The 22,391-nt window shown below is 62.3% G+C and carries 18 protein-coding genes and 3 pseudogenes; 5 read left to right on the top strand and 16 right to left on the bottom strand.

All coding sequences use genetic code 11. The annotated features are described in order from the left end of the window. Positions 1-4 precede the first annotated feature (4 nt). The 4 genes and pseudogenes from IVB41_RS17775 to IVB41_RS17760 form a co-directional block, all read right to left on the bottom strand. Positions 5-1,102 (bottom strand): Gfo/Idh/MocA family protein, encoded by a 1,098-nt coding sequence (locus IVB41_RS17775; RefSeq protein WP_247433368.1) that lies wholly within the window; start codon positions 1,100-1,102, stop codon positions 5-7. A 22-nt stretch (positions 1,103-1,124) separates the two neighbouring features. Continuing rightward, positions 1,125-1,932 (bottom strand): annotated as a pseudogene (locus IVB41_RS17770) (carbohydrate ABC transporter permease). Between the two features lie 34 nt (positions 1,933-1,966). Continuing rightward, positions 1,967-2,908 (bottom strand): carbohydrate ABC transporter permease, encoded by a 942-nt coding sequence (locus IVB41_RS17765; RefSeq protein WP_407062491.1) that lies wholly within the window; start codon positions 2,906-2,908, stop codon positions 1,967-1,969. A gap of 2 nt (positions 2,909-2,910) precedes the next feature. Next, positions 2,911-4,170, bottom strand: coding sequence for an extracellular solute-binding protein (locus tag IVB41_RS17760; RefSeq protein WP_247433365.1), 1,260 nt, complete (start codon positions 4,168-4,170; stop codon positions 2,911-2,913). 163 nt (positions 4,171-4,333) lie between these two features. Between IVB41_RS17760 and IVB41_RS17755 the strand changes: the two genes are divergently transcribed. Further along, positions 4,334-5,092 (top strand): SDR family NAD(P)-dependent oxidoreductase, encoded by a 759-nt coding sequence (locus tag IVB41_RS17755; RefSeq protein ID WP_247282331.1) that lies wholly within the window; start codon positions 4,334-4,336, stop codon positions 5,090-5,092. A 50-nt stretch (positions 5,093-5,142) separates the two neighbouring features. Here IVB41_RS17755 and IVB41_RS17750 read toward each other — a convergent pair whose 3' ends face one another. The 11 genes and pseudogenes from IVB41_RS17750 to IVB41_RS35805 all read right to left on the bottom strand — a co-directional run bounded on the left by IVB41_RS17750 (position 5,143) and on the right by IVB41_RS35805 (position 16,333). Further along, positions 5,143-6,186 (bottom strand): 5-methyltetrahydropteroyltriglutamate--homocysteine methyltransferase, encoded by a 1,044-nt coding sequence (locus tag IVB41_RS17750; protein ID WP_197031191.1) that lies wholly within the window; start codon positions 6,184-6,186, stop codon positions 5,143-5,145. A 36-nt stretch (positions 6,187-6,222) separates the two neighbouring features. After that, positions 6,223-7,092, bottom strand: a complete 870-nt coding sequence (locus IVB41_RS17745; RefSeq protein WP_247433362.1) for a fumarylacetoacetate hydrolase family protein — start codon at positions 7,090-7,092, stop codon at positions 6,223-6,225. Positions 7,093-7,095: 3 nt separating this feature from the next. Next, the gene (locus IVB41_RS17740; protein WP_247433359.1) at positions 7,096-7,755 is read right to left on the bottom strand and encodes a polysaccharide deacetylase family protein; all 660 of its coding nucleotides are present in this window, start codon (positions 7,753-7,755) and stop codon (positions 7,096-7,098) included. A gap of 11 nt (positions 7,756-7,766) precedes the next feature. Then, positions 7,767-8,576 carry an ABC transporter permease gene (locus tag IVB41_RS17735; RefSeq protein ID WP_247433356.1) on the bottom strand — a complete coding sequence of 270 codons (810 nt, stop codon included), beginning with the start codon at positions 8,574-8,576 and terminating at the stop codon, positions 7,767-7,769. A gap of 19 nt (positions 8,577-8,595) precedes the next feature. Next, positions 8,596-9,402 carry an ABC transporter ATP-binding protein gene (locus IVB41_RS17730; protein WP_247359695.1) on the bottom strand — a complete coding sequence of 269 codons (807 nt, stop codon included), beginning with the start codon at positions 9,400-9,402 and terminating at the stop codon, positions 8,596-8,598. Further along, a complete protein-coding gene (locus IVB41_RS17725) occupies positions 9,381-10,136 on the bottom strand; it encodes an ABC transporter permease (RefSeq protein WP_247433352.1) in 756 nt (251 codons plus the stop codon). The genes IVB41_RS17730 and IVB41_RS17725 overlap by 22 nt, the downstream gene beginning before the upstream one ends. A 2-nt stretch (positions 10,137-10,138) precedes the next feature. Next, entirely contained in the window at positions 10,139-11,107 is a 969-nt protein-coding gene (locus tag IVB41_RS17720) for an ABC transporter substrate-binding protein (RefSeq protein WP_247433348.1), read from the bottom strand. 51 nt (positions 11,108-11,158) lie between these two features. Continuing rightward, the gene (locus IVB41_RS17715) at positions 11,159-11,863 is read right to left on the bottom strand and encodes a GntR family transcriptional regulator (RefSeq protein ID WP_247433345.1); all 705 of its coding nucleotides are present in this window, start codon (positions 11,861-11,863) and stop codon (positions 11,159-11,161) included. Between the two features lie 209 nt (positions 11,864-12,072). Beyond that, positions 12,073-13,221 carry an ABC transporter substrate-binding protein gene (locus IVB41_RS17710; RefSeq protein WP_247433343.1) on the bottom strand — a complete coding sequence of 383 codons (1,149 nt, stop codon included), beginning with the start codon at positions 13,219-13,221 and terminating at the stop codon, positions 12,073-12,075. Between the two features lie 956 nt (positions 13,222-14,177). Next, a pseudogene (locus IVB41_RS17705) lies at positions 14,178-15,202 on the bottom strand (glycoside hydrolase family 5 protein). After that, positions 15,199-16,333 (bottom strand): annotated as a pseudogene (locus tag IVB41_RS35805) (O-antigen ligase family protein). Before IVB41_RS35805 ends, IVB41_RS17705 begins: the two co-directional pseudogenes overlap by 4 nt. Before the next feature lie 37 nt (positions 16,334-16,370). Between IVB41_RS35805 and IVB41_RS17695 the strand changes: the two are divergent. Continuing rightward, positions 16,371-16,517: a hypothetical protein gene (locus IVB41_RS17695; protein WP_247433336.1), complete on the top strand. Its 147-nt coding sequence runs from the start codon at positions 16,371-16,373 to the stop codon at positions 16,515-16,517. A 213-nt stretch (positions 16,518-16,730) separates the two neighbouring features. After that, positions 16,731-17,867 carry a GNAT family N-acetyltransferase gene (locus IVB41_RS17690; RefSeq protein ID WP_247433332.1) on the top strand — a complete coding sequence of 379 codons (1,137 nt, stop codon included), beginning with the start codon at positions 16,731-16,733 and terminating at the stop codon, positions 17,865-17,867. Positions 17,868-17,899: 32 nt separating this feature from the next. Here IVB41_RS17690 and IVB41_RS17685 read toward each other — a convergent pair whose 3' ends face one another. Further along, positions 17,900-19,123, bottom strand: coding sequence for an NAD(P)/FAD-dependent oxidoreductase (locus tag IVB41_RS17685; protein WP_247433328.1), 1,224 nt, complete (start codon positions 19,121-19,123; stop codon positions 17,900-17,902). A gap of 435 nt (positions 19,124-19,558) precedes the next feature. Here IVB41_RS17685 and IVB41_RS17680 point away from each other — a divergent pair, with 435 nt between their 5' ends. Both IVB41_RS17680 and IVB41_RS17675 read left to right on the top strand, forming a co-directional pair. Then, positions 19,559-20,905, top strand: coding sequence for a lipopolysaccharide biosynthesis protein (locus IVB41_RS17680; protein ID WP_247433325.1), 1,347 nt, complete (start codon positions 19,559-19,561; stop codon positions 20,903-20,905). A 306-nt stretch (positions 20,906-21,211) separates the two neighbouring features. After that, positions 21,212-22,387, top strand: coding sequence for a glycosyltransferase family 4 protein (locus IVB41_RS17675; RefSeq protein ID WP_247433322.1), 1,176 nt, complete (start codon positions 21,212-21,214; stop codon positions 22,385-22,387). Positions 22,388-22,391: the final 4 nt, after the last annotated feature.

Raw genomic sequence — 22,391 nt, 5'->3', positions numbered from 1 at the left:
GTCCTTAGTCGATCTGTCCGGTTTCACGCCCGGCCGGCAGCATCGCCGGCCGCTCGACGCAGCTCTCGATCTTGACGCGTCGCCCTTCGTCGGCAGAGGTCTGGAACGCTTCCATCACCTCCAGCACGTGGAACGCGAGCGCGCCGCTGGCGCGATGCGGCCGGTTGTTCAGGATCGCGGAGGCCATGTCCGCGACGCCAATGGAACGGAACTCGCCATCGACATGACCGTGGGTCAGCGGCACCGGCTCCCAGTCGCCGCCGGTCTTGGCGACTTGTACTTCGCCGCCGAAGCGGTTCGGGTCGGGCACGAGCATGCTGCCCTTGTCGCCATAGATCTCGATTGACGCGTGCCGGTGCTTGGGGACATCAAAGCTCATCGCGATCGAGACGACCGCCCCGCTCTCGAATTCGAGCGTGCCGGCGACATGGGTCGCAACTTCGACCGGAATCAACGTCCCGTTCATCGGCTGGCTGGTGACCAGCCGCTCGGATTTCGGACGCGCGGTCGAGCCCATCACGCTCGCCACGGGGCCGAGCAGCTGCACGAGATCGGTGATGTAGTACGGACCCATGTCAAGCATAGGCCCGCCGCCGCGCAAATAGTAGAAACCCGGCGCCGGATGCCAACGCTCGTGGCCGGGGCAGCCGAAGAACGCGCTGCCGGCCACAGGCGTGCCGATCGCGCCACCGTCGATCAGCTTGCGCGCGGTCTGATGCCCACCGCCAAGGAACGTATCGGGCGCGCAGCCGACGCGAAGGCTCTTCTGCGCGGCGAGGTCCATCACCTTGCGGGCTTCCGTGACGTTGATGCCGAGCGGCTTCTCGGAATGAACGTGCTTGCCGGCGTTCAGCACCGCGAGGCTGACGTCAGTGTGGGCGAGTGGCACAGTGAGATTGATGACGATCTCGACGTCGTCTCGCTTGAGCAGCTGATCAACCCGCATTGCCGGCAGCCCGAAGGCGGCGCCCTGCCGCTCTGCCGCATCGCTGCGCATATCGGCGAGCGCCTTGATTTCCATGACTGCGAAGCGCTGGGCCGCCTTCAGATAAGCGGTGCTGATATTGCCGCAGCCGATGATGCCGATGCCTACTTTTCTCATTGTGATCTCCGTGAGGTACCGTTCATCCCTTGACCGCACCGGCGGTGAGGCCTGCGACGATGTGTTTCTGCGCCAGAAGAAATAGAATGATCGTCGGCAGGATGGTAAGCGTGATGAAGGCCAGGATCAGATGCCACTCGGACGAATACTCGCCCTGATAAACCATGATGCCGAGCGGCCAGGGATAGAGCGCGTCGGTGTTGAGCATCACCAGCGGCAGCAGATAGGCGTTCCAGCTGTTGACGAAGGTGATGGTACCGACGGTCGCCAGGATCGGCCGCGATAACGGCAACGTTACATAGCGGAAGAATTTGACATAGCTGCAGCCGTCGACCAGCGCGGCCTCCAGCAGTTCGTAGGGGATGTCCTTGAAGAAACGCCGCAGCAGCAGCACGCTCATCGCAAGACCGAAGGCCGCCTGCGGCAGGGCTACCCCGAGATATGTATCGAGCAACCCGAGGTCGCGCACCTTGATGAAGAGCGGCAGCACCGCCGTCGCGGCCGGAAACAGCAGGCCCAGCGTCAGGTAGCTCAGCAGCATCGAGCTGCCGTAGAACCTGATATGGGCGAAGGTGAACGCCGCCATTGAGGCGACGATCAGGGTCAGTGCCACCGTGAGGGTCGAGATGATCAGCGAGTTGCGCAAGAGCTGCCAGTAAGCGTGCAGAGAACAGGATATCAGCATAGTTCTGCCACTCCCAGTGACGTGGCAGGCCGAACGGATTGACGCGCAGTTCGCCGAGCGATTTGAAGCCACCGAACAAGGTCGCAAGCAGCGGTACCATTACGATGATGGCAATGACGGCCAGGAACACCAGCTTGAACAGCATTGAGAGCTCGAACGGCGCATGGAAGGTCCTGGCGTTACTCATCGCGCATGAACCATCGCTTGTACGTGAAAGCAAAGGTCACGCAGATCGCAAACAGGATGACCCCGATGGCGCTGCCGTAGCCGACCCGCATGCGCGAGATGCCGTTGTTGTAGAGGAAGCTCACCATCGTGTTCGAGGAGTCCGCTGGCCCGCCGCGCGTCAGGGGCATAACGAGGTCGAACAGCTGCAGCGAGCCGACGATAGCGAAGAACACGGAGAGCCTTATCGTCGGATAGAGCAACGGGATGACCACATGTCGCAGGGCTTGCGATCGGGTCGCGCCGTCGATACGCGCCGCCTCGACCAGGCTCTTGTCGAGGCCCTGGAGCGCTGCGATGAACAGCATCATGTGGAAGCCAAAGTACTTCCAGACGATCACGATCAGCACCGCCAGCATGGCCGTATCGGTCGAGGCAAGCAGATGCGGAGGCTCGGCGCCGAAGCTGCGCCAGATCGAAGCCACAAGGCCGTAGTCGCCATCATAGACGAAGCTGAAGATCAGCCCGGTCGCGATCTCCGCCAGGATATAGGGCATGAAGAACAGCATGCGCAGCGCCACTGCCCCGCGAAAGCGCTCGGCGAGCATCAAGGCCAGCGTGAGCGCAAGCGGCAGCTGGATGGAGAGCGAAACAGCGATGATCAGCCCGTTGTTACGCAGCGTGAGCCAGAAGGCGCGGGTCTCCAGCACGAAGCGGTAATTGTCCAAGCCGATCCAGTTGGTCGGCCTGCCGAACCCGTTCCAGTTGAAGCCCGAATACCAGGCTGCTTCGCCGATCGGCAGCACAACGAACAACGTGAACAATAGCAGCGCCGGCGGCAGGAACAGGATGAGCACCGTCAGCCTGCCGTCCCAACTCGGGCCACGGACCGTGACCTGGGGCACCATCTCGCCAGCAGCGCCGATCGTCGACACGCTCGCGGTCCGCCGCGCCACCGTCAGTTGCCCTGCTTCCACGCCATCTCGATCGCCTTGGCAGCCTCTTGCGGGCTCATGCTGCCGCCGGCGATCTCGGCCGTGACGTCGTTGACGACGCGGCCGACCGACGGACCCAGGCTCTGGTCATAAAAGTTCTGGTGGTAGTTCGACTTCGCCAGATTGGCGGCGATCAGCTTCATGAAGCTGTTGTTCAGCCCTGCGTCCGCGCCCTGCACCACTGGGATGATGAAGTTGCCGGCGGCAAGCCGCGTCTGCACCTCTTTGGAGACGAAGTATTTCAGGAAATCGACAGCCTCCTTCGGCGAGCCTTTCGTAATCAGCCAACCGGTGATGCCGCCGAGCGTATCGGTGGGCGCACCCTTGCCGCCGGTCACGACCGGGAAGTCGAACCAGCACATCTTGTCCTCGGTCAATCCGACCTTGTCGGCGGCGAGAGCGCGCTGCAGATGATAGACTGTGCTGATCGCCAGCGTCATCGCCGCCTTGCCGTCCCCGAAATAGCCGACCGCCTGCGGGTTCTTGAAACCCAGGAAGCCATTCTGGAACGGCTGGAGATCCACGAGCTGCTTGAACAGCTCGCCGGATTTCTGGAAGGTTTCCCCGGCAAAGCCGCCGTTCTCGCCGCGCAGCGCCGCATCGAACGCCACCTTGCCGCCGATGCGCACCGCAAGATGCGTCCAGTAGAAGTGCAGCGGCCATTTGTCGGCGCCGCCGACCACGATCGGGGTCACGCCGGCGGATTTCAACGCCTTCACGGCAGCAAGCAGATCGTCCCAGCTCTTGATCCCGGCAGGATCGACCTTCGCCTTGGCCATCAGCTCCTTGTTGCAGAGGAAGCCGACCTGCGAGAGCGCCGTGGGCAGACCATAAACCCGGCCGTTGCTGGTGAAGGCGGCGAGTGCCGCGGGTGTAAGATTGTCGCTGTAGTCCTTCACAGAATCGGTGATGTCGTCGAGCACGCCGGCCTCGATCTGCGTCTTCAGGACACCGCCGGCCCAACTGTAGATGATATTGGGCCGGTCTTTGGATTGCAGGATGGTCGGCAGCTTGGCCTTGTAGGCCTCGTTCTCGAGGAACTGCATCTCGACCTTGACGCCCGGATGCGCCCCCTCATAGGCGCGCGCGACCTCCTCCCAGATTTTGACCTGGGCCGGGTTGGCCTCGATGTGCAGCCATTTCACCGTCGTATCGGCCGCAGCGAGTTTCGCTCCGAACAGGCATGCGACAACGGCCAGTCCCAGTTTCCCGAGCAGTCTCATCACATTCCTCCCAACGGCTCTTATTCTTGGTGCAATCCTGCCTTCGATTTTTGAGGTACGCAACTGAAATTCTGATCTATGCACCTCACGAAGGAGATCGCTAAGGTGCGCGGGAGAGTCGGGCGGCGCGTCGCGCTGCCCCAACGCAAATCGAGGGATATCCATGGCTGCCGTTTATTCCGACCTCGCCGGCAAGGTCGTTCTCGTCACCGGGGGCGCATCTGGAATTGGCGCTGCGATCGTGCGGCGCTTCGCCCAGCAGAAATCCAATGTCGTGTTCTTCGACATCAAAGTCGACGAGGGCCAATCCCTGGCACGCGAGCTGTCGGATCAAGGTCTTGGCGCGCGTTTCATGCGTGTCGACTTGACCGATATCGCCGCGTTACGTGCCGGCGTTACGGAGGCGCGCAACATGCACGGCGCGATCAACATCCTCGTCAATAATGCCGCACATGACGAGCGGCACAGCACCGAGGAAATGACACCGGAATATTGGGACAACCGTATCGCGGTCAACTTGAAGCACCAGTTCTTTGCTGCGCAGGCCGTGTTGCCGGACATGAAGGCGGCGAACGCCGGCGCCATCGTCAATTTCGGCTCGGTGTCGTGGATCGCCGGACAGGGCGGCATGGCCGCCTACACCGCCAGCAAATCAGGCGTGATCGGTCTCACGCGCTCTCTGGCGCGCGATTACGGCGCCTACAACATCCGCGTGAACGCAATCGCGCCGGGATGGATCATGACCGAGCGCCAGCTCGATAAATGGATGACGCCACAGGGCGAAGTCGAGCTGATGCAACGACAATGCCTGAAGCGCAAGCTCGTGCCGGACGAGGTCGCGAAGTTCACCATCTTCCTCGCTTCCGACGAGGCCTCCGCCTGCACAGCTCAGCACTACATCGTCGATGGCGGCTGGGTCTAAGGCGGACCAGACCCAGATCGTGCAATCGCTGGCGAACGGCTCGAACCTCGTCAACCAAGCTCCTGCCGAACCTTGGCCGCCGCATCGCACATCGCCTTCAATTTTCCAAACGCGACGACGCGTGGCATGTATTTCATGCCGCAATCGGGCGCGGGAACGAGACGATCGGGCGACACATATTTCAGGCCGTTGCGAATGCGGTCGGCGACGGTATCGACGCTCTCGATCTGGGGGTCTGCGAGGTCGAGCACACCGAGCATGATTTTCTTTGAGGAGAGGTCCTTCAGAACGCCGAGGTCGAGTTTTGGCTGCGCCGCCTCGATCGAGATCTGGTCGGCAGTCGTATCGTCGAGCTCGGCGAGGAACGAATAGCCGGCCGGCTTGTTCGAGCCCGGCACGACCGCCGCATAGCCGAAACAGAGATGCACGACGGTCGGCACTGTGATGCCCTTCAGCGCGCGGTTGATTGCCTTGACGGCGTAGCGCTTGGCAGAATCCGGATTGTTCCGCACCCAGGGCTCGTCGAGCTGGATCACGTCTGCGCCTGCTCTTTGCAGATCGAGCGCCTCGGCATTGACGGCCTCCGCAAGGGCCATCGCGAGCTCTTCGTCGTCCTTGTAGAACTCGTTCTTGGCCTGCTGGCTCATGGTGAACGGACCCGGCAGGGTGATCTTCGCTGCACGATCGGTATTCCTGCGCAGGAACTGCATGTCGTGCAGCTCGACCGGTCCCTTGCGTTTCACGGGGCCGACGACGCGCGGCACCGGGGTCTGGGTGTTACCGGTGCGCGCCACGATCATCGCGGGATTGTCTCCGTCGATCCCGTCGAGCGCCGTGGCGAAGCGGTTAGAATAGCTCTCGCGGCGGATTTCGCCATCGGTCACGATGTCGATGCCGGCACGCTCCATGTCGCGGATCGCGACGATCGTCGCATCGTCCTGGGCCTCCTCCAGATGTTCCGCTGGCAGCCGCCACATGTCGTGCAGGCGGGTGCGCGGCACCACCTTCGACAGCATGGCGCGATTCACGAGCCATTCCGGCTGCGGATAACTTCCGACCACCGTGGTCGGAAGGATATGCGTTGGCATCGGCATGAGGGTCTCCTTCTTGTTGTTGTCGAGCGCAGCCAATCAGGCTGCGCGCGTCGCCTTAGCCGGCTCTTCGTCCTTGACGGGATTGCGGAGAATCCCGATCCCGGAAATCTCGATCTCCACGATGTCGCCGCCCTTCATCCACAGCGGCGGATTGCGATAAGCGCCGACGCCGCCGGTCGTGCCTGTGACGATGACGTCGCCTGGCGCGAGCTCGGTGAAGGTCGAGCAATAAGCAATCAGCGCCGGCACGTCGAAGACGAGATCGGAGATCGGGGCCTTCTGTACCTCGACGCCGTTGAGCCGGGTAATCAAGGTCTGTTTGCTGACGTCGGTCAATTCGTCGGTCGTGACCATCCATGGCCCAAAGCCGCCTGTGCCGGCGAAATTCTTGCCAGGCGCGAATTGCGAGGTGTGGCGCTGCCAGTCGCGGATGCTACCGTCATTGTAGCAGGCATAACCGGCGACATGGCTCAATGCGGCTTCGCGCGAGATGCGGCGGCCGGCCTTGCCAATGACAACCGCCATCTCGCCCTCATAGTCGAAGCGCTCGGATTCGAGCGGCCGGATCATCGGCTGGCCATGCCCGACCTGGCTGTTGGCGAAGCGGGTGAAGATCATCGGGTGTGGCGGAGTGGGATGGCCGCTTTCGGCCAGATGGGTGGCGTAATTGACGCCAATGCAGAAGATTTTGTCGGGATCAGGGACCGTCGGCAGCAGCGTGACGTCCTGCAGCGCGTAGTCGGGCTTCTCGCCCGCAAGCTTTTTCAGTTCGTCGAGCGATCCCTTGGCAAGCAGCGTCTTCAGCGTCGGACAGGTCTTGAGACGCTTGCCGGCATCGATGACGCCGTTGTCGGTGACAATGCCAAAGCTCGCTGTGCCGGCGATCGTGAAACTTGCGATTTTCATCAGTCAAACGCTCTCTTCGATGGAGGAAACATAGTCGTTGATCGGAAGTGCTATCGCGTCGTTGCGGATCGGAACGCATTGCGGCGGGAAATCCTGGCGGAAGCGGGCACCGGCCGCCTCGGCGCGGTCGAGGAACCGCTCAAGATGGTCCATCGCCCCGGTTGGAAGATCGTGCAGAACCATCAGCGTCCAGGGCTGCCGGCTGCACTGGACAATGGCGCGCTCGGTCCAGCCGTCGGGATCGTCCCAGTCGCGGGGGATCGCGTTCCAGAGCACGCAGCTGTGCTTGTGGCGGGTGAGATAGTCGACGACGGATGGCTTCAGCAGCCGCGTATCGAGATTGCCGCCGCCACCGAACGGCCGGAACCAGCGCTGTGGATGGACGAGATCACCGATCGCGGCCTGTGTGCGGCCAATTTCGCTCTTCGCTGTATCGCGATCCGGCTGCTCACCGAGCGGGACGCTGTGGGTGAAGGTGTGATTGCCGATCCAGTGTCCCTCCCCGTGCGCGCGCATCGCAAGGCCATGCCGCGCGGGATCGGCGAGCTTCTCGCCGATGACGAAGAACGTGGTCTTGATGCCGCGCTCTCCGAGAATGTCGATCACGCGCGGCGTCACGTTGGGATCGGGGCCGTTGTCGAATGACAGGGTCAGATCGAACACGCGAAATTCCCTCAGGTCGCCGGCTGCATCGCGCCCGATGCGATGTCTTCGTTGGCCAGACCAGCGCGCGTGCCGGTCTGCCAGATCGCCGCCTTGCGCTCGATCCACCGGATCGCGGCGTTGAAGGCGATCGCCATGAAGAGCACGAGGAGGACGCCGGCGAACACGTGCGGACTGTCGAGGATCGTGCGGTAGCGCGAGATCAGATAACCGATGCCGGCTGAGGAAATCAGCATCTCCGAGACGACGACGCCAACGATGACCAGCGCGCCTCCCACGCGGAGCCCCGACAGCACGGTCGGAATCGCCGCGGGAATGATGACGCGAACCAACCGCTGGCTCAGCGTGGCGCCCATGCTACGTGCCGCGAGCAGGAGCTGAGGGTCGATGGTCTGGATGCCGGCGGCGGTGGCCAGCATCGTTGGCAGGAAACCGTAAATCGAGGCGAAGGCGATCTTGGATTCCGAGCCGATGCCGAGCCACACCGTGAAAACGGGATAGAGGATCACGAGCGGCACTGCATAGAGGCTCGACACCATCGGCATGATCAGGACGCGCGGACCCGGCAGGCTGCCGACGATAGCGCCAAGCAGGATGCCGCCGCCGCAGGCGAAGGCCATGGAGACCACGACTTCGTAGAGCGTCACCGCGAGCGCATGACCGTATTCGGGTGCCTCGGTCCATCCGGCCATCAGCGTCGATGACAGGGACGGCAGGAACAGCTCGGGAACGAGACCGGTGCGCGGCAGCAGCTCCCACAGCGCAATCAGGCCGATCACGATCAGATATCGCAGTGTCTTCGCACTTATCTTCCCGGTCATCTTGGCGCTCATCTCCGCCTCACGCCGATTTGCGGATATGCCGCCAGATGCGGTCCCGCAAGCTGCCGAAGGCATCGCCGCTCAGCATCTCGTAGGTGCGGGGCCGCGGCAGCTGGACCTGGAGATGATCGACGATGCGGCCGGGCCGCGCCGACATCACGATCACCTCGTCGGCGAGATAGACCGCTTCGGTGAGGCTGTGCGTGACGAAGACGACGGTCTTGCCTGTCGCCGCCCAGATGCGCAGCAGCTCGTCACCCATTGTCATGCGGGTCTGCTCGTCGAGCGCAGCAAACGGCTCGTCCATCAGCAGCACCGGCGGGTCCTGCACCAGCCCGCGCGCGATCGAGACGCGTTGCTTCATGCCGCCCGAGAGCTCGTGCGGATGGCGCCTGCCGAATCCGTCGAGGCCGACCAGCGTGAGCGCATCCTGCGCCTTGGCGCGGCGCTCCGCCTTGGGCACGCCACGCAGGGCCAGCGGAAACTCGACATTGTCTTCGGCGGTCAGCCAGGGAAACAGGCTCGCCTCCTGGAAGACCACGCCGACCCTGTCCGGGTCGGGCTGCGGAATCGGCGCGCCACTGATGGTGATCGTGCCCGAGGTCTGCTGACGCAGGCCCGCCATCATCATCAAAAGCGTCGACTTGCCGCAACCGCTCGGGCCGACCAGCACGACGAAGCGACCCGGCTTGATATCGAGCGAAACGTCTTCGAGGGCGACCACGTCCTGGGACCTGGTCTTGAAGACCTGGCCGACATTCTTCACCTCGATCGCGCCGGCGCGCGCGGGAGGCTTCAACGGGGTCACGTTCGCCAATGGCTGCATCGCGTTTCCACCCATCTGACAAGTTCGTTGAAGGTCATGGCGATCGCGGCGACCATTACGACGCCGGCGAGGAGCTGCTTCATCTGGAAGTTCTCGCCCCAGGTCGCGATCTGGTGGCCGATGCCGTCGCGCGAGGCGTACATCTCGGCAAGGATCACGCCGGTGAGGTTGAAGATCATGGAGATCCGCAGGGCCTCCAGCAGCACCGGCAGCATGCTCGGCAGATAGACCCGGAACGCAGTCTGCATCGGAGTTGCGCCATAGGAGCGCGCCACCGTGAGATGCTCGACCTTGACCGACTCCACCGCCGTGGTCGTCGACATGATCACGATGAAGATCGTGGAGAAGAACCCAAAGCCGACCTTCTGGGCGAAGCCGACGCCGAATACGAGGATGAACATCGGCAGGAAGATCGACTTCGGGATACTGAACGCGAAGAACAGCAGCGGCTTGGCCACGTCGGCGAAGTAGCGGTTCTCCGCAACCAGGAAGCCGATCACGGCACCGAAGGGGACGGCTAGCGCGAACGCAGCCAGCACTTCGGTCGCCGTCACCATCAGGTCTTTCCGCACGGCCGCGCGCTGCAGGAGGTCGCCTAGCGTCGCAAACGTGTCGGACGCCGAGGGCAGCAGGCGCGGATTGACGATGCCGGTGCGCGACAGCAACTCCCATAGCGCCAGGACCGCGATGACGATCGCGATCCGTGCGAGCTTGATGGCGAGCGAGTTCTGCATCGTTACGGCTTGGTTGGAACCGGCTTGAACCTGGTCGAGATCACGTCCTCGACCGGCACGATGTCCTTGAGCCCGCCGAGCTTGGCGAGGTCCAGCGACAGCTGCACGGCCGCGTTCACGTCAGGCGCGCCCATGTCGCCGCTGGTCTCGAGCTTCATGATCGTGTTGTCGTATTCCAGGGCGGCGATCTCGGCCGGCATTTCGTAGAGCTCGGCGATCAGCTTGACGGTCACATCGCGATTGGCACGCATGAACGCAACCGCGCCATAGAGAGCGTTCACCGCCTTCTGAACCAGCTGAGGCTTTGTCTCCGCCAATTTGTCGAGCACGATCCAGCCTGCCGTGAGGTTCGGCGGCACCGCCGTGGCGTAGTCGAGGATCGACTTGGCTTCGCCCGACTTCGAGATCTGGAAGCTCAGCGGCGAATAGACCACGGCGGCCTCGACGTTGCCTGCCAAGAGGTTCGGCACCAGACCGCCGCCCCCAACCGGGACGCGCGTGAAATCGATTTTCTTGTCCTGGAGTGTCCACAGTGCGAGCAGGTCGGAACCGGAGCCGGCGGCGGTGATTGCGACCTTCTTGCCGTTGAGGCCCTTGACGTCGAGCGTCGACTTGGCCGGGACCATCAACTGCCAGCCAAAATTTCCCATCGCGGCATTGGCCACGATCCGTGACATCACACCCTTCTTGCGTCCCGCGGAGACCAGCGAGGGCGGATCGAGGATGATATCGGCCGCGCCCGCAGCCATGCCTTCGAACGTCTCTGCACCGCTGCGGTAGATCGTCAGCTCGGCCTGGATGCCTTCCTTCTCGAACAATTTCTGCCGCACGGCCGTCTCGGCGATCGTCGTCGGCCAGTAGGTCTTGGTCGGCAGGCCGACGCGAATGGTTTCGGCGGCGGTGGCAGGGCCGGCGAGCACGCCGGCTGCGAAGAGCGACGCCAATAGCGCCTTGCGGCGAGTTATTTTCATGATCTGTTTCCTCCCGGTCTCTGTTTTTCTTTGCCGGAATTTTCCGGATCGTCAGTTCGCGCCGTTCACCTCCGCAATGCGAGGCGAGGCGAGCTCGACAAACTCTTTGGTGATGCCGAAGTGCTTTGCCAATGCGCGAACCGCCGCATCCGCGTCGCGTTTGACGACGGCAGCGACAATCGCCTTGTGTTCAGCCTCGACGTCGCGCGGCTTGCCGACCTCCCTGCGGATCGAGAGGCGGCGATATCGCTCGCTTTGTTCGTGCAGCACGTCGCGGAAGCCGAGCAGCCACGGCGAGCCGCAGGCATTAACCAGTGCACGATGGAAGATGCGATGGCGGACCACCCACTCCTCATAATGCACTGTCGGATCGTCGGGGTAGCGATAGGGAACCGCCTTCAGGTCCGCCCAGGCGGATTTCACGGAGGCAAGCCAGGCATCGTCGCCCCGCCCGATCGAGCGACGGAGCGCAAGGCCCTCGATGTCGATCCGGGTCTGCGTCACGTCGGCGAGATCGGCGAGTGACACCGGGCTCACCCGGAAGCCACGCTGGTCGGACGCCAGCACGAGCCCGTCGGCGACCAGTCGGGAAAGTGCCTCACGTACGGCGGCAAGGCTCACGGAAAACTGCTTGGCGAGGCCGGCGATATGCAGCTTCTGCCCCGGAAGCAGCCGCGTCGCCAGGATGTCGGCGCGCAGGCGCTCGTGCAACGCAGATGTCAGGCTGCGCGGACCATCTCCGGGGCTTCCGGTCATATGAAACTGAAGCGGACCCATGGGTCGAATGATGGCAAGGCAACGCGGAGGGGTCAATAGAAAATCGAAAATCGATTTTTCTGCTGAACGCCCGGGAATGGTACGCCCCTATCCCCGATCAACCATCTCTGGATCCAAACGGACCATCAACCAGGATCAGCGTAGTCGTGGTTTTCCGCGCCCCTCGTACAAGACTGATTGGCGCGCCGCTACTTTGCCAGGCGGAACTTCCCGCCTTCGACCTTGATCAGGAAGGCCGAGCGCTCATCATAGCCGTTGTGATCGGCCTTGCTCATGTTCGACAGCCCATTGTTGAGATAGATGTTCTGCCCTCGCTCGAGTGCGTCCCGCAGAGCCGCGCGAAATTCGGTTGTGCCAGGCTTTGCCATCTTCAGCGCATCCGGTGCAGCTTTTCCGATCAGCGCGACGACATCCCAGAGGTGAGCAGCAAACATGTTGGGCTTTTGCCCGTTCGCCGCTTCATACGCGGTCACGAACTCCTCCGTCGAGCGACGGAACGGATCCCCCGTGGGAAGATCGGCGGCAATGGTAAAAGCCTCGCCCGCGAATACGGCACCTTCGACATTCGCGCCACCGAGCTTGATGAACTCCTCACTGGCCACGCCGTGTGTCTGAAATATCTTCCCAGCGTATCCGCGCTCTCGGAGCGCCTGCTGCGGCAAGACCGCCGGAGTTCCTGCGGAAGCAATGAAGACGGCGTCCGGATTGGTCGACATCACCTTGAGCGCCTGACCCGTGACGCTGGTGTCGGCGCGTGCATAGACCTCGTGTGTGGTCACGGTCAGCCCCAACGCGGGCGCGAGGCGGCTCACCTCCTTGTAGTAGCCCTCGCCGTATCCATCAGAAACGCCGATATAGCCGAGCGTCTTCACGCCTGATGTCGCGATATGCTTGAGGATGGCGGCCGCCATGAGGTCATCATTGGGAACGACCTTGAAAGCCCAGGCGCGCTTCTCATCCATCGGTTGGACGATGGCGGTAGCGGCGGCGAGCGACAGCAGCGGCGTCTTTGATTCGAGCGCGACATCCAGCATCGGCATGGTCACCGGGGTCAGAGAGGAACCGACCAGCACGTCGACCTTGTCCTGGATCACCAGCCGGCGCGCGTTCTGGACCCCTTTGGTCGAATCCGACTCGTCGTCCAGGACGATATAGGTCACCTTCTCTCCACCGATCTCTTTCGGAAGAGCGGCAACCGTCTTGAGCTGCGGTTGGCCCAGTGCGGATCCCGGGCCGCTTGCCGAAATCACGATTCCAATTTTGATGTCCGCGTGAGCAGCATGTCCATAAAGGACGCATGCCACAAGAAGCGAGGCTCGCGCGAAACCGATCTTCATGTCCTGTTCCTCCCTGTCCGCTTCGATGACTCCGCCGGCTGCATCAGGCGCCCCGACTCGAGCTTGCAGTGCTCCCCAGGACATGGTCGCCGCTCAAGAGGCATGTCGTCCGACATACGCGTTTCCTCCTGCGGTCCCGAGCAACCGGGACGGGCCATGCTAAGCGGATCCCAGCAACGTGTCTGTCCCTAGCGTTAGGGACAAGTCATCGGTGCCCGAACCGGAATATTGGGGTGGGCGGACGCACAGCCGCGTTCTCGCGGCGCGTTTCGCCCGAGCTTTGCTTCGTCACTTCACCCTCGTGTCCAAGAGGGCGCAGGGAAGGCCGGGTGCCGGCTGGCACCCGCGGTCCGCTGCGCGAAAAGCACACGCAGGAAAACCGCACAGCAGCATACAGGTGGTGCCGATCACTCGGCCTTCCCTGCGCGATGGTTGGACGGCTTATGCCGTGCTCTCCCGGGAGCCGAGTTCCTTTTGGCCTCCCTCGCCTTCGCGAAAGTCACCGGCGCCGCGCCGGTTGACGCAAGTGCCGCATCCGCAAGAGCTTGACCGTAGCAACGACGGCCAGGACCACACGGTTTTGCCGTACGCACGGCCCGCCATTTCGCCGCAGTTTTCCCAGCCCTGTCGACAAAGCCGGAAACTTACAGACGAGACGAAGCCTAGCAGCGCCGCTCGTCGGAACGAAGCCTCGGGCTCACGGAGAGCAATCCGCCCTGCCCTTAGCCTCTCGTACCCGAACGCTGCCGCGTCCACCGCAAGCCCGGCTCGCGAACATGACGACCACAAGATCGCCCCTCAAGGATGAGCCAGGATGGGCAACACATACGCCAAAACCGAATTTCGGTAAAGCGGCATTTTTTTATGGGATGGGGTTGACGGGATGGCGGGTGTTTTGCCCGACGGGTCCGGCCCCGGCACCCCTTCCGCGAAATGAGCGGACTCGGGACGCGATTTCAACGCGTCGGCGGCATCAACGCACGCAGGATACCCGGCTTCCAGGCCTGACGCGCACTGTCGAACGCCGCGAAGTCATGATCGAACTGCCAGTAGGCCCATGACCAGCCGAGCCTGTCGGCGCTTCTCGCCACGAATGACAAATATCTCTGCCGGCTGTCGGATGGCGCACGCTCGTACACTCCGAACTCGCCGACATAAACCGGGCGCTGCTCTTTCTCCCCCAGAGGCTCATCTTCCTGAAGTCGGCGGCAGCCTTGGCTTCATCCTCCGGGCTGCCCCAGTCCAGGGGCCCGATCCGCGAAAACGTCGGAGACCACGGCGCGCCTTGATGGGTGAACCGTATCGGCGCGTAATAATGAAACGCGACGATGAGATGCCTGTCCTCGGCCGGCAGAACCAGCTCGTCGACAGGGATCTCATCGGTGTTGAGAACGGCGGCGATGACCGGCCGTTCGGGATTGGTGCGGCGGATAATGCCGAGACATTCATTGAGGAGCGAATTCCAGCTGGCGGACGTCATTTCTCCACCAGGCTCGTTCAACACCTCGAAGACGAGTGCCGGATATCTGCCGGCATAGCGCTCGGCGATCTGCCGCCAGAACGCCTTGAGCTTCTCGGCGCATTCGGAAACATCGCGCTGGCAAAGGTGGGTGTCGTGCTCGTCGACGATGGGAACGAGCTTCCTCGCGAGAACCTCCTCGATGACGGCGTCAAGCCGCCTCAGGACGATCTCGTCCAGGACATTCCCCGGGCCCATGAACTTGAAGCCGAAGAAATTGATCCTGACATGCGCGAACCCGGCCTTCTTGATCGCGGTCAAATTGTCCAGGCGAAATGGCGCGTTTTGGCCGCCTTCCCAGATTCCATCGTAGCCGAGAATATTGATACCGCGACCCAGTTTTGGCGTGTCACGGGAGGCGGCCTGCTCGGCCCCCTGGGCGTGGGAGGACAGCGATGCAAGGAAAACCACCATAGCCGCAAGATTGAAGCTTCTCGGCCAACGCGAGCGCATGGCGGTCATACTGCTTCCATTCCTGAAGCCTGGAATTCCGTCGGTCGCACCGGCCTGCACGTCGCAAAGAAAAAGCCCACCAGGAGCACCGATGTGAACATCGTCGAACGAAGGAACGTCGTCTCCGTAAAATTGGTCTGAAAGCTGAGGACGACAAATCCGATGATGAGGGCACAATGCGATCGGTCGATCGTGCGAGCGGAAATCAGATGGAGGATCTTGTGCGAGAACAGGAGGACGCTCGCGGCAAAGAGCATGTACCCCAGGAATCCGGTTTCCATCAGGATCGCGATGTAGCCGCTATGATAATTGTCGAGCACCCAGCCGTGGTTCTGTTCGAAATAATCGTAGATCGAGGGGATTGTCCAGAAGCCGTTGATGCCGAAGCCGAGCAGCGGCGCATCGTTGAAATGACTTATCGCGTAGTGCCAGATGAAGGTCCGCTCGGTGAAATCGATACTGGAATCGCCGATATGGATGGCGTCGTATCCCGTCGCGTAGAAATACAGGATCAGAAATCCGGCCAGAACGCACATGACGAACGGCAGGAGCGCATAGAGCCTCATGCAGCCGACCGACCACATCGAGGTCACGAGCATGGCGCAGGCGGCCAGAGCGACAGCGCCGGCGCCGCGCGATTCCGACGCGAAGACACAGGTTGACGCCAGCAGGAACACGGCGAGGAAGGCCAGCCACCCCTGCCCCGTCATCTTTCGATAGCAGGCCAAGAACATCAGATACGCGCCGACGAAGCCGAGCGTCTGCTTCGATTCGTAGACGCCCTGCCATTGACCGTTGTGCATCCAGCTATGGTCGATCCCGATGTCGGGCACGGCCAACGCACAGACAGCCGACGCGGCGACCAATATGAAGAGCCCAAAGGCCGTGGCTTTCACGATTTCGTCCAGGTCGACGCGCGTGACGAGGCAAAATGCACCGAACGTTGTCATCGCAAGCGCCGCGCTCTTCATGATCGCCGCGACGCTCAGGCTGGACCAGAACACCGAGACAATTGCGAAGGCGTAGAATGCGACCAGCGCCGCCATATCGGGGTTGACCTGCAACCGCAGGCGCGGCTGCACGAATGCACTTGCGGTAGATCAGGACAGCCCACATCAGAAGGGCTATGGCCTGTTGCAGAAAGCTCAGCTCCGCCGGCAGTAGCGCGGCGTTGAAGATGCCCATCGATGCGACCACGTTGATGGTGATCGAACAGGTGATCGCGAACCTGGCTATCTTCTCGACGCCAACGCTGCGCGTCGTCCAGATCGCGCTCCCGGGTGCTCCGGAATCCACCTCGGTCTGCAGGCTGGCCATGAGATGACCTTCCTTAAGCGCGGTTAATAATTTGCTAGCGCAGGTCGATCTCGATCGCTGCGACGCGACGCCGTTGCGAAATTAACGGTTTGGTAACGATATGAGCCTTGCGCGACGCATTAATGCAAACTGCACGCCGCCGGTGTCTCGCCCGTAACGACCCTGCTATAAAGCGCAGGTCCGGCTCGACCGTCCCGAGCTATCCGGTTTCCCTGGTATCATGAACAGACCTAGCAGCACGTTCAACATCGCCATCGAGCAGGGATTCGACTTCCTGTCGCCTGATTACGCGGAGCTGTTTGACAACTCGGCTGCCACCGCGTTCCAGCATCCGCTCTGGCTCGACACCCTCTATACCAGGCTCGCGTCTCATGCAGGCGCAACGCCTCTGGTTGTCGTGGTCCGCCACCGCGCGACGGGCGCCCTTGCGATGGTGCTGCCCTTGCTACGGATCCGGCGCGGCCCGATACGGACCGTCGAATTCGCGGATCTCCGCGTCTCCGACTACCTGGCGCCGGTGTGCAGCCCGCACGTATTTTCCGAGCTGCTCAAGGACGAGAGTGCTTGCGCAGAAATCAGGTACCTCGTCCGTCCGTTCGATCTGCTCCGAATGACCAAGCTGCCGGACGGACGGCTTCCGATCGAGAACCTCCTGGCTACGCCCCGCCGCGTCGCGATGGACTCCAACGCTTACGCGACCGTCCTTGTCGCGCCGTTCGAGCAATGGCGCGCCAGCGCGATCGACCGTTCCTACCAGAAGGAGCTCGCAAAGAAATCCCGGCAGCTCCAGAAGAAGGGCAATCTGAGTTTTTCATGCTGCGGCGACAGCGCCTCCGTGATTGAGGCGCTGGACGTAATGCGCAAATTCCGCGGTCCGCGCTTTCAGGCGCAAGGCGACGGAGATCTGCTCCAGCGCCCCGAATATTACGGCTTCTATTCCGAGATGGCGCAGCGCGGCCTCGGCTCCTTTGTCCGGCTCTATACCATGAAGATGGATGGCGAGGTGATCGCCGCCGTGCTCGGGCTCTGCCATCAAAGCAGCTTCCTCGTCATCATGGGCGCCTTCGACATTGCGGGATACAAGAGCCAGTCCCTCGGCGCGCTGATGTTCGAGCAGGTCGCGAAGGACTGTATCGAGCGCGGGGATCAGATGCTCGATTTCACCATCGGTGACGAGCCCTACAAGAAATTGTTCGGCGCGCAGCCCTCGCCGATGTGGGCGGTCACGCAGGCCGGCAGCACCGTGGGCGCCATTTCCTTGTTCGCACTGAAACAGGCTCCCTGGCTCAAACTGGCCGCCAAGCGAATGTCGGAGTTCAGGCTTCTGCCGACGCGGACGTCAACGCCCACGCGCTGACCCGCGCGAGGCCCCGGACGATACGACGGCTTTCAGGCGCGTAGCACGCTTCGAACATGCGCGAGCCAGCCTGGCCGCATTTGATCGACCCGGTGAGTGATATTGCGTCGCAGGAAGTGCAGCCGCCGCCGCACGTCCCAGCCGATGTCGTTGCGGGACGTCAGGGCCTGCCGGAAGCGCGCCATCTTCAGCGACTGCTGATCCGCCATGACCTTGTCAGGATCGGAATAGAATTCTGCAATCTTCTCCCGGCTCATGCCCTCGGTCACCAGCCAACGCGGCGCATATTCAGTGCAGAGGCGGTCGACGTCGACCAACAGGCGGGCAACGCCGGTGCCGGCGGCAGGGCAATTGGTTTGGAAGGCATCGCCTATGAGCACGACGCCGGGCTGAAGATGTCCTTCCACGACGGATAGGTCCATCACCCAATTCTGCACCCGGTCGGTCACGTGGAAATCGCCAAGGTAAGGCCGCAATCCCGGCAGCAGGCGCAACACCGTCGCTTCCGGTTCGCGGCGCAGCTCGCGCATAACAGGATCGGCCGGGTCGCGGAACATGAAGAGGTTTGCCCGCATGCCGCCACGCACTGGAAACAGGCTGAGATAATCGATGCCGTCCGCCGTGCGCTCTCCGTAACAGGTCAGCGCCTCGAAATCGAACGGCACATCGTCCCGGCGCGCGATCGTGAATCCAAACGTGACCGAATGGCGCTCGGCCAGCACCCGCCGCTTGATACCGAGCTTGTAGCCGAGAACGCCCGCCATGCCCGTGGCCAGCACGACGAGGCGCGCTGTCATGCGCCTCCCGGACGCGAACTCGATATGCTGGATATCGTCGCTGCAATTGACGGCCGTGACCTCGTCGACGATCAGGCTGGACGGATCAGGCAGTTGACTGCGCGCCATGGCGACGAGATCGGCATAGGCTAGTCCGTAAGCCCGTCCGACGCTGACATCGACTACCTTGCCGTCCCTGATATTAAGCACCTGATCATATCGGCAGGCGACGCTGTCGAGCGCGTCGAGGAAGCCAAGCTTGCGCAGCATCTCCAGCTGGTAGCCGCCGATTTTCTCAACCCGGAACTCGTCCGGATGGACCGCGCGCTTGTCGACGAGAGCGACACGATGCCCTGCCCGCGCGAGCACGGCCGCCGCCAGCGAGCCCGCGAGGCCGCCGCCAACGATCGCGATGTCGGCGACGATCGCCCAAGGGCCGGCTGCGGCAATCGGCTCGGGCACATTGCTATCCGCCGTCATGGTCCGGTGCTCCCACGGTCAATGATGATTACCCGTGCAATTCTCTCGCCTGATCTAGCATCGCAGGACCAAACGCGATCATTTCTCGATATCTCGGTTAATGCAGCGGAGACCTGCGCGGCCCCATGAGATCCGGCACGCGCCTTGCTCGGGATGGCCATTCCCGGCGAGCCGGTCCGCATTCCAGCGGTTCATCTCGCCTCATTGGCCGTCGATGCGGCGCTATGCCGCCACGCGATCAGGCTGCAGTTTGCTCTATCTGGGACAATGGGCTCAACGATGTTCCATAGTGAAGCAACAGGCATGGCCGCGACGTCGCCGCGGTCGGCGGGATCATGGAGGCCGCTCATTAACACTCGCGGTTTTTCGGCATGCTAGGCTTTTGCAGGTAATCGGAACAATGTCTCTTCAGGGGAAGTTGCCTCTTAAATTTCCATGATCGAATCCATCGTCCAGTTCATGCGGCGCGACGTGACGCGCGGTGTTGCCGGAACCATCCTTCTCAAGGTTGGTAGCGGCGCGCTTGCGTTCGCGTTGTTCTCGCTTGCGGCACGAACGATGTCGCCCGATGGGTTCGGCATCTTTGCGACCTGGCTTTCGGTGGCCCAGATGGCAGCGGTCGTCGGTCTGGTCGGCCAGGAATCGCTGCTGGTGCGATTTCTGAACGAGTATCGGGTGGGAAATCAGCCCGATCTCACCAAAGGCGTGCTGCTGTCGAGCCTGAAGATTTCCTCCGTCGCGATGCTGATCGCGATCGGCGCAATGGCGATCGGCGCGAACATCAAAGGCGCCTCGTGGTTGCTGGTCATCGCGGTGTCGGCCTACACGGCCGTGAATGCGGGGCTGATGCTTGGCAGCCAGATCGCACGCTCGCTGGTCAGCATTCTCATGGGCGAAGGAAACAGGGAGTTCTTCTGGCGCGTCAGCGTCGTGCTGTTCCTGCTCGCAATCATGTTCGGCCATCGCCAGCTCGATCCCGCGGAATTGATCGCCGTGATGACGATTGCCATGTCGGTCGGACTGATTGCACAGATCATCGCGATTGCGCGAACTCTGCCGGATTTCCGCGGCACGGCGGTGAGGTCCGAGACGTCGCGCTGGAGATCGAGCGCGCTTCATTTCTGGATCGCATCCATCCTCGAAGCCGCGAACCAATATTTCGACGTCATCCTGGTCTACTGGATGCTGGACCCGGCAACCGCCGGAATTTACTTCGCCGCTTCGCGCCTGGCCAACATCTTCGCCATGCTGTCGGCGGCACTGTACAGTTTTGGCGCACGTCGGCTCCCCTCGCTGTACTTCAGCAAGAACCATCAGGAATTCGAGCGAACGTTGCGGCTGATGGCGGAAGTGACCGCGGTGTGCGTGGTCAGCGGACTTCTCCTGATCTGGATTGGCGGTCCCCATCTGCTCAACCTGTTCGGGCCGCATTTCGCTGCGCAGCACTGGGTCCTGATCGTGCTCGCGATCGGAACGGCGTTCCAGGCGGCGGGCGGTCCTTCTGCGGCGATCTTGCAGCTGACCGGCTATGAGCGCGAGTATGTCCCCGTGATTGCCGGAAACGTAGCGCTGCGGCTGGTCGGATTTCTCGTCCTGATTCCCTGGCTCGGCGTTCTTGGCGCGGCGATCTCGGCCACTGTGTCGCTGGCGCTCGCGACGATCGCCCTCAACATCCTCTGTCGCCGGCGAACCGGGGTCGATCCTTCGATTCTGGGGCTTCTGCGCTTCTCGCCATCGAAGCCTAGCGCCTACGCGGTCCGTGGCGCGGACTCCGGCGAATAGAGCGTCAGGATACGTCACTTGTGCCGCATGAAGGAGAGCGCATCCGCGGCTTGAGCGCACCAGCGGAATGTGCATCGTTTTCGTATGCTTTAGTGCCCCGCTCCAACCTGAATATCGATGGTTAATCGACGATTACCCCCGTCCTCTTCACTTGGTTAGGAACCAGCGGAATTCCCTCGCGAACGATGCCGTTGCGGCAGGCCGGGCATTAACTCCGTTTATTGCTAGTCGGTGTCCGCTCGATCCCCGCATGGTAGATACGGGGTTAAGAAGTTGAAAAATTCTTTTCTTCAGTGGGCGGGATCCGTGCTCCATTACCAGCCAAAGAAGGCGTTGGGCGAGACGACTGCGACAGCACTCCCGCCGCCTAACGGTAGCGCACAAAAGCCGCACGTGCTCCTCGTACAGACCCAGGCCGAGAACGCCGGCGCGCAGGAGATCTCGCGCCTGCTTGGCGCCGGGCTGACCTCCCGCGGCTATCGCGTCACCCATCTGTTCTTCTTCCGCAAGTCCGATTCGTTCGATGAGCCGCCCGACACCATCTATTGCGCGTCGAGCCGGCCGGGAAATCCGCTGGCGCTGCTGCAAATGCTGTGGACGCTGGGCGGCCATCTCAGGGCCAACAGGCCCGACGCCGTTCTGACCTTTCAGCACTTCGGCAATGTCATCGGCGCCGGTGTGGCGCGCCTGATCTGCCGCGTGCCTGTCATCGCCAATCAGGTTTCATCCGCGCTGTCGATGAGCTGGCCGGTCCGCACCGCCGACATCGTCATGGGCAGCCTCGGCTTCTTCGACCGCATCACGCTCAACTCGCAGGACATGCAGCGCGAGTATTCGCGCTACCCCAAAGCTTATCGCGCGCGCATGGTGCACGTCCCGCACGGCTTCGACGACAAGGCGCTCACCCTGACGAAGCAAGCCGCGCGACAGAAATTCAATCTGCCACCGGAAAGCACCCTGCTCGGCTGCGCAGCAAGATTGCACCCGCACAAGCGGCTCGACGCGGCGATACGTCTGTTGCCGGATCAACCCTCCTGGCATCTCGCGCTGGCGGGCCAGGGAGCCGACGAGGCCCGGCTGAGGCAGTTGGCGGATGAGTTGAGAGTATCGGACAGGCTGCATCTGCTCGGCGAAATCACCCCGCGCCAGATGGCGGAGTTTCTCGCCGCTCTCGACGTGTTCGTATTTCCGACGCAGGCGGAGACCTTCGGCCTCGCCGCTGTGGAGGCCGCAAACGCCGGCGTTCCCTCGGTCGTCACCGATCTCCCGGTCTTGCGCGAGGTCTTGTCCGTCGAGGGAAAGCCGACAGCGCTGTTCGTCGATGCCGCCGATCATACCAAGCTGTCGGCCGCGGTCTCCAGGCTCCTGACGGACCAAAAACTGAGCGACGAACTGCGGCAAAACGCCAAGGGCCTGAAGCTGCGCTATTCAGTGGACGCCATGGTGGAGGAATACGTTCGAATTCTCGGCCAGGTCATCTGATCGG

This window comes from Bradyrhizobium sp. 44, from assembly GCF_023073095.1.
Lineage (GTDB): Bacteria > Pseudomonadota > Alphaproteobacteria > Rhizobiales > Xanthobacteraceae > Bradyrhizobium.
The sequence above is the reverse complement of the archived record's forward strand: the minus strand, read 5'-3'. Positions and strand labels throughout refer to the sequence as shown.